Here is a 5,438-nt window from a genome sequence, read left to right on the forward strand (position 1 = left end):
TGCCAACGTGATGCTCGGCGTCGAGCCGGCCGACGCCCGCATGCTGAAGCCGGGCGACACGCTGCGGATCGACGGACTGTCGCCCCGCGCCGGCACGCCGCGCGAGGGACGCGTCAGCGTCGTGGGGGCCGCGATCGATCCGCAGAGCCAGTTGGTCGACGTCGGGGCCGCGGTGCCGCTCGCCGGCAGCGCGCTGATCCCGGGCACGCGCGTGCGCGCGGAGATCGCCGCCAACTCCGGCACCTGGTGGAACGTACCGCGCCCTGCCCTGCTGCGCGATGCGCAGGGTGCCTATGTCTACCAGGTCGGCCCCGACACGCGCGCGCATCGCATCACCGTCACCACCCGGGTCGAGAACCAGGCCGGCTACGGCGTCGACGGCCCGCTCCATGCCGGCTGGCCGCTGGTGACATCGGGCAACTACGAACTTGCCGACGGCATGGCCGTGCGCGTCGACCAGGGGGGCGCGCGATGAAGGCCGGCCAATGGATGCAGGCGCATCGTCGCTCGCTGCTGTTCGTGATCGCGCTGCTGGCGATCGCCGGCGCGCTGAGCGCACTGCGCCTGCCGATCTCCCTGTTCCCCGACGTCGCGTTCCCCCGTGCGGTGGTATCGCTCGACGCCGGCGACCGGCCGGCCGAGCAGATGGCGGCACTTGTCACGATGCCGGTCGAGGAAGCCTTGCGGCGCGTGCCCAAGGTGCAGGACGTGGAATCGCGGACCAGCCGCGGCGCGGCGGAAATCTCGCTGAATTTCGGCTGGGGCACCGACATGGCGCAGGCCACCCTGCAGGCCCAGGCCGCGATCGCCGAAGTGCTCTCCACGCTGCCGCCGGGTACCACCATGCAGGTGCGCCGGATGGACCCGACCGTGTTCCCGGTGCTGGCCTACAGCCTGACCTCGGCCACCCGCTCGCCGTCGCAGTTGCGCGACCTTGCCCAGTTCCAGTTGCGCCCGCTCCTGTCGGCGGTCGCCGGCGTGGCGCGCGTGGACATCACCGGCGGCGCGCAGGACGAACTGCAGGTGGCCGTCGACCCGCAACGGCTGGCCGCCTTCGGCCTGTCGGTGGCCGACGTCTCGCGGGCGGTCGGCGCCGGCAACCTGCTGATGGCCACCGGCCGCATCGAGGATCACGACAAGCTCTACCTGGTGGTGGCCGATGCGGCCTTCGACGGCCTGGACGCGCTGCGCAAGGTGGTGGTGGCCAGCCACGGCGGCACCCAGGTGCGGCTCGATCAGGTGGCGACCGTCACGCGCGGCGTGGTCCCGCAATGGATCCGGGTCACCGCCGACGGCCGCGACGCCGTGCTGGTCAACGTCTACCAGCAACCTGGCGCGAACAGCGTGGCGATGGCCGCCGCGATCCGCGCCAGGCTCGACGGCTTCGCCGCGCAGATGCCGGCCGGCGTGCACCTCGCGAACTGGTACGACCAGAGCGAGCTGGTGGTGGCCTCGGCGTCGAGCGTGCGCGACGCGATCCTGATCGGCGTGCTGCTGGCCGCCGCGACCCTGTTCGTGTTCCTGCGCAACCTGAAGATCACGCTGATCGCGGTGGCCCTGGTGCCGGTGGTGATGGCGGCCACCATCCTGCTGCTGAGCGTGGCCGGAATGGGCTTCAACATCATGACGCTGGGCGGGATGGCAGCGGCCGTGGGGCTGGTGATCGACGACGCGATCGTGATGATCGAGCACATCGTGCGGCGCCTGCGCGAGCCGAACCAGCACGGTTACCACGGCCGCGTGATGCGCGCGGCGCTCGAATTCACGCGCCCGCTGGCCGGCTCGTCGGCGGCCACGCTGATCATCTTCGTGCCGCTTGCCTTCCTGTCGGGGGTGACCGGCGCCTTCTTCAAGGCGCTGTCGGTGACCATGGCCAGCGCGCTGCTGATCTCGTTCCTGGTCACCTGGCTGGCGATCCCGATCCTCTGCGACCGCTGGCTCGGCGCGAAGGATGCCGAGGCGCACCGCGAGACGCGGCTCGCCGCCTGGTTCAGGCAGCGCTACACGGCGCTGGTCACGCGCGCCAGCGCCAGGCCTTGGTGGCTGCTGGCCGGCGTGCTGCCGCTGCTGGCCGCGTCGGCCTTCGCCTATACGCAGGTGGGCAGCGGCTTCATGCCCTCCATGGACGAGGGTGGCTTCGTGCTCGACTACCACACCGCGCCGGGTACCTCGGTGGCCGAGACCGACCGGCTGATCCGGCAGGTGGAGGCGATCGTGCGCGCCAACCCCAATGTCGACACCTATTCGCGCCGTACCGGCGCGGGCCTGGGCGGCGATCTCAACGAGCCCAACAAGGGCGACTTCTTCATCCGGCTCAAATCCGGCAAGCGTGAACCGATCGCGGTGGTGATGGAGGAGATCCGCGCGCGCGTCGACACCCAGGTGCCCGGGGTGAGCATCGAACTCGCCCAGTTGATGGAGGACCTGATCGGCGACCTGACCGCCGTGCCTCAGCCCGTGCAGATCCGGATCTATGCCGACGACAGCGCCATGCTCGAACGCACCGCGCGGCAGGTCGCCGCGAAGATCGGCACGATCCGCGGCATCGTCGACGTGAACGACGGTATCAACCCGGCCGGCGACGCACTCGAGCTGCACCTGCGCGCGGATGCCGCCGCCGCCGAGGGCATGGATCCGCAGGCGATCGCCCAGCAGCTTTCCGACCTGCTGCAGGGCACGGTCGCCACCCAGTACCAGCTCGGCCCGAAGACGATCGGCGTGCGCGTGCAACTGGCCGGCGCCCGGCGCCTGACCGATTCCGAGCTCGGCCGCCTGTCGATCCGCGCACCGGACGGCCACCTGTTCGCGCTGTCGCGCGTGGCCGCGCCCGAAACCGTCAGCGGCCAGCCCGAGATCAGCCGCGACAACCTGAAGAGAATGGTGGCGGTCACCGCGCGCATCGACGGTCGCGACCTCGGCTCGACCATCGCCGAGGTGCGCCGCGCGCTGGCCGCGCCCTCGCTGCTGCCGGCCGGCGTCTACTACGAGCTGGGCGGCCTCTACCAGCAGCAGCAGATCGCGTTTCGCGGCCTGCTGGCGGTGTTCGGCGCGGCCCTCGCGCTGGTGTTCGCCCTGCTGCTGTTCCTCTACGAGCGGCTGCGCATCGCGCTGGCCGTGCTCGCCATGCCCTTGCTGGCCACCGGCGCGGTGTTCGTCGGGCTGTGGCTCACGGGCATCGAACTGAACATCTCGGCGATGATGGGGATGACGATGATCGTGGGCATCGTCACCGAGGTCGCGATCTTCTACGTGTCGGAGTTCCACGCGCTGGTCGACGAGGACGGCATGGCCGTTCGCGAGGCGCTGATCGCCGCCGGCCGCAACCGCTTGCGGCCGATCGCGATGACCACGATCGCCGCGATCCTCGCCCTGCTGCCGCTCGCCTTCGCGATCGGCCAAGGCTCGGCGATGCAGCAGCCGCTCGCGATCGCGATCATTTCCGGCCTCGCGGTGCAGTTGCCGCTGGTGCTGGTGGTGCTGCCGGCCTTGCTGCGGCTGCTGCTGGCACCGCGCGACGGTCGCGGCGAGCCCGAAGCGGACGCCCCCGCCGCGCACTCGCCGACCGAAGGCTGAGGCGGACGACCCCACCGCGCGCGCCGGCCGATGGCTGAAGCGCGCCGGGCCAACGCCGCCGGGGGCGCGCTCGCCTCAACCAGGCAGGGCCACCTCGCTCGGCGTGATGCCGGCAGGCGCGGGTTGCCGCGGCTGCAGCAGGTGCAATGACACATGGCAGGCCGGCAGTGGCGCATCGAATGCGTGGCGCGTGGTCTTGACCGGATAGAGATCGCCCGCCAGGGCCCGCGCGACGATGGCCTCGGGCGTCACCGCGTAGCCGGCGCGCGTGGCCTCGACCGGGACCTCGCGATACGCGAGCAGCAGCACCGGCACCCGCGCCAGGCCGAGCGCCAGCGCGGCGGCCAGCCGGTGATGGCCGTCCATCACCACCAGGCTGGCGCGCTCGGCCACCAGCGGCACGCGCCAGATGCCGCCGTCGCGCATCGAGTCGGCCAGCGCGGCCGCGTGGTCGGGATCGTGCCGCTCATGCGGCAACAATCGGACGGGGTCGATAAAGCGCAGATGCAGGGCGCGCAGCTTGCTCATGCCGGTTCGCCCCCGAAAAAGATCCGCTCCGGATGCGGATGGCTGAGGAAATCGTGATGCGAGATATGCCAGCCGTAGGCGCCGGCCAGCCGGAACACCACCCGGTCGCCGACGCGCAAGCGCTCGACATGGACCTCGCGGGCGAACACGTCCTTGGGCGTGCAGAGCTCGCCGCACAGGCTGATCCTGCCGTCGCGCAATTCCGGCCGCGCGAACGCATAGGGCCAGGCGTCGTTCGGCACCACCTGGAACGGGTGGTCGTGCTGCCAGGACGCGGGCAGGCGGAAGTGATGCGTGCCGCCGCGCAGCACCGCGAAGTCCCGGCCGTGATTGCGCTTCAGGTCGATCACCTCGGCCACGTAGCAACCGCAATCGGCCGAGATGAAACGCCCGCACTCGAACACGATGCGGCAGTCGACTCGCTGCTGCGCCAGCAGCCCGTGCAGCCCATCGCAGAAGCCGGTCCAGTCGAACTCCCGCGCGGGATCCGCATAGTCGATACCAATCCCGCCGCCGACGTTCAGTATCTCGAGCACGAGGCCATGCGAATCGCGCAGCGCGGCCGCGATGCCGAGGTAATGATCGATCAGCGCCAGGTGCGAGCGCGCGTCCAGGTTGTTCGACAGCGCGTGCAGATGCAGCCCTGCCAGCCGGATGCCCGGCAGCGCGGCCGCCAGCGCGATCAGCGCCGGCGCCTGGCGCTCGTCGATGCCGAACTGGGTGGCCTGCCCGCCCATCGTCAGCGTGCCGGTGGCGCGCGGCGCCGCGCCTTCCCTGCCGAACGGCAGCGGGTTCAGGCGCAACAGCACGCGCGCCGGTCGCCCCGCCTCGCGCGCGATCGCATCGAGTCGCCGCAACTGCAGCTCGCTCTCGACATGGATCAGTTCGACGCCATGCTCGAGCGCGCCGCGCAGCTCGCGATCGGTCTTGCCGGGGCCGCCGAACACGATCCGCGCATCGCCGGCCGCCTCGCGCACGCGCTCGATCTCGCCGAGCGAGGCCACCTCGAAACCCGCCACCGTGCCACGCAACGCGGCCAGCACCGGTGCGTCGCTGTTGGCCTTGACGGCATAGAACAGCTCGCATCGCTCGGGCAGCGGCGCCACCAGCCGCATGGCACGGGCACGCAGATGGTCGAGGTCGTACAGATAGGCGCAGGCCGGCGACGGCGCCCGCGCGAGATAACGTTCGATGATGTCGCGGTTCATGCGGTACCTGCCTGGAAAAAGCGGAGATGGTGTTCGCGCGTGGCCGCCAGCGCGCGGCGCGCGATCCCGCGGTCGTCGCCGGTGATCACCAGCCGGGCGCCCGCGCGGGCGGCGGCGGCGATCTCCTCG

3 protein-coding genes and 1 pseudogene are annotated in these 5,438 nt (G+C 71.3%); 2 read left to right on the forward strand and 2 right to left on the reverse strand.

Translation table 11 applies throughout. From position 1 onward, the window contains the following. Window positions 1-475, forward strand: a pseudogene (locus F3J18_RS38395) (efflux transporter periplasmic adaptor subunit); the annotation flags it as partial. Next, window positions 472-3,573 carry an efflux RND transporter permease subunit gene (locus tag F3J18_RS35290; RefSeq protein ID WP_025102019.1) on the forward strand — a complete coding sequence of 1,034 codons (3,102 nt, stop codon included), beginning with the start codon at window positions 472-474 and terminating at the stop codon, window positions 3,571-3,573. The pseudogene F3J18_RS38395 and the gene F3J18_RS35290, both read left to right, overlap by 4 nt. 75 nt (window positions 3,574-3,648) lie before the next feature. Here F3J18_RS35290 and F3J18_RS35295 read toward each other — a convergent pair whose 3' ends face one another. Next, window positions 3,649-4,101: a ParB N-terminal domain-containing protein gene (locus tag F3J18_RS35295; protein ID WP_166916744.1), complete on the reverse strand. Its 453-nt coding sequence runs from the start codon at window positions 4,099-4,101 to the stop codon at window positions 3,649-3,651. Continuing rightward, a complete protein-coding gene (locus F3J18_RS35300) occupies window positions 4,098-5,309 on the reverse strand; it encodes a type III PLP-dependent enzyme (RefSeq protein WP_166916746.1) in 1,212 nt (403 codons plus the stop codon). The genes F3J18_RS35295 and F3J18_RS35300 overlap by 4 nt, the downstream gene beginning before the upstream one ends. Window positions 5,310-5,438 lie beyond the last annotated feature (129 nt).

Source organism: Burkholderia sp. Ax-1720 (genome assembly GCF_011753035.1).
GTDB lineage: Bacteria > Pseudomonadota > Gammaproteobacteria > Burkholderiales > Burkholderiaceae > Burkholderia > Burkholderia gladioli.